This window comes from bacterium, from assembly GCA_024224155.1.
Taxonomy (GTDB): Bacteria; Acidobacteriota; Thermoanaerobaculia; order Multivoradales; family JAHEKO01; genus CALZIK01.
This window is the reverse complement of record JAAENP010000392.1, coordinates 1-2,237: the sequence shown is the minus strand read 5'-3', so window position 1 is coordinate 2,237 and position 2,237 is coordinate 1. Positions and strand designations below refer to the sequence as shown.

At 65.4% G+C, this 2,237-nt stretch carries 2 protein-coding genes; both read right to left on the bottom strand.

Annotation, left to right across the window (positions count from 1 at the left end):
• Positions 1 to 822: hypothetical protein (locus tag GY769_19825; protein MCP4204171.1), on the bottom strand; the 822-nt coding region annotated here is incomplete at its 3' end.
• A gap of 134 nt (positions 823 to 956) precedes the next feature.
• A partial coding sequence (gene bshA, locus GY769_19820; GenBank protein MCP4204170.1) for an N-acetyl-alpha-D-glucosaminyl L-malate synthase BshA occupies positions 957 to 2,237 on the bottom strand: 1,281 nt, incomplete at its 5' end.

Sequence of the window (2,237 nt, the reverse complement as noted above, 5' to 3'; positions counted from 1 at the left end):
CTCATTAAAAAAAAGAGAGTGGGTGATGCCCTCGAGCGAGTCCGACAGGCAGTGCGTGAAGTCGTACATCGGGTAGATCTTCCACGCATCGTCCGTCCGGTAGTGGTGCGCGTCCCGGATGATCCGATACAGGATCGGGTCGCGCATCAACATATTCTTGGCCGCCATGTCGATCTTGCCCCGCAGCACGTGGGAACCGTCGGGGAACTCGCCGGCGCGCATGCGGGCGAAGAGGTCGAGATTCTCCTCCACCGAGCGGTCGCGGTAGGGGCTCGGCCTACCCGGCTCGGTGATCGTGCCGCGATACTCTCGGATCTCCTCCTCGCTAGAGCTGTCGACATAGGCCTCGCCGGTCTCGATCAGGTACACGGCGTGCTGGTAGAGCTGCTCGAAATAGTCCGAGGCGAAGTACTCCCGGTCTTCCCAGTCGAATCCCAACCAACGCACGTCGCGCTCGATCGCGCGCACGTACTCCATGTCCTCGGTGGTCGGGTTGGTGTCGTCGAAGCGCAGATTGCAGGTGCCGCCGAACTCCGCCGCCACCCCGAAGTTGAGGCAGATCGACTTGGCGTGGCCGATGTGCGGGTAGCCGTTGGGCTCCGGCGGGAACCGGGTCGCCACCTTGCCGCCCCACTTGCCGGTCTGGTTGTCGCGAACCACGATGGCGCGGATGAAATCCGAAGGCGCCTTGCTCGAGCTCGCGTCTTCGGCGTCGTCGAGTCGGCTTGGGCGTTCGGTCTGGGTCGTGGTCACGGTGCTCACCTCATCTCGGAAAGAGAAGAGTACCGTAAGAGACGCGGGCCGACAATCGAACCGGCCCATGATATGAAGCTGCGATGATGCGCCGCCGTCCGAGCATTCGCTCGCGAAAGTCTGTCGAAGACTGAGACCCAGGTTTGGTTGCGCGTAGCGCAATCGAACCTGGAGAGGAGGGATAAGCCAAGGGAGCCACGCCGTCAGGCGTGGGTCTCTTGGGGCGCGTGCGCGCAGTCGGCCATGGTCTCCGCGCCGCAGACGCGGTCGGAGTGCACCAGGCAGCAGAGCGCTTTCTCGTAGCGGTCGACGACCGGACCCTTGGCGAAGCGCTCTGCGTTGCGGCGCGACGCTTCGCGCATCGCCTGGTAGCGCTCGCGATCCGCCAGCAGATCGGCCGTCAGGCTGCCCAGGCAGACGTGCTCTTTCTCGGGACACAGGATGCCGGTCTGCTGGTCGATCACCACCTCGGGCAATCCGCCGGCGTGGTAGCCGATCACCGGGCAGCCGCAGGCCTGGGCCTCGAGCGCCGACAGGCCGAAGCTCTCGGCGACGCTGGGCAGGCAGAAGACGTCCGACGCCTGGAGGATGGTCTCCAGATCGTCGCGCTGGCCGAGTACCCGGACGTCGTCGCGTATCCCGAGCTCCTCGGCCTGGACCATCGCCGGCGCCAGGTCCGGCCCGTCGCCGACCAGCGCCAGCACCGCGTCCGCGTGCTTGCGGAAGGTCGCGAAGCCGCTGATCACGTCGGCAACCCGTTTCACCGGCCGGAAATTCGACATGTGGGTGATCAGGTAGCGGTCTTCTGCTCCCAGCTCGCGCCGGGTCTCGGTGCCGTCCGCCGGATGGAAGCGTTCCAGATCGACAAAGTTGGGGATGGCGAGGATCCGCTCCGGCTGGAACCGGTATTCGGACTCGGTCTTGCCCACCAACCAGCAGCTCGGCGCGGTCAGCAGATCCTGGCGCTGGAGGGCGAAGCGGGTCAGCTCGTAGAAGCTCGGCTCCATCCCGAACAGCGAGATGTCGGTGCCGTGCAGGGTGCAGGCCAGCTTGACGTCGAGGCCGCGCTCCTCGCGCAGCACCTCGCGCGCCATCCACGCCGCCTGGGCGTGGGGGATGGCGTAGTGGCTGTGGATGACGTCGACGCCGTGATCCTCGACCAACTCGATCAGCTTGTTGGCCAGGTTGAGGGAGTAGGGCTGATGCTTGAACAGCGGGTAGTCGCTGGCCTCCACCTGGTGGAAATAGGGGTGCTCCTGGGATTCGTCTACGCGGAGCGGCCGCTCATAGGACACCGTGTGCACGTCGTGCTCGCGCTCGGCCAGCGCTTTCGCCAGCTCGGTCGCGACCACGCCGCTGCCGCCGTAGGTCGGATAACAAACCACCGCGAACCGCATGGAGCCTCCCTTCGGATCGTTTCCGCTTTCGCTGACACTGGATTCTACGACATCAGACCTGGGAGGGTTTGCCTCCGGACCGAGGTG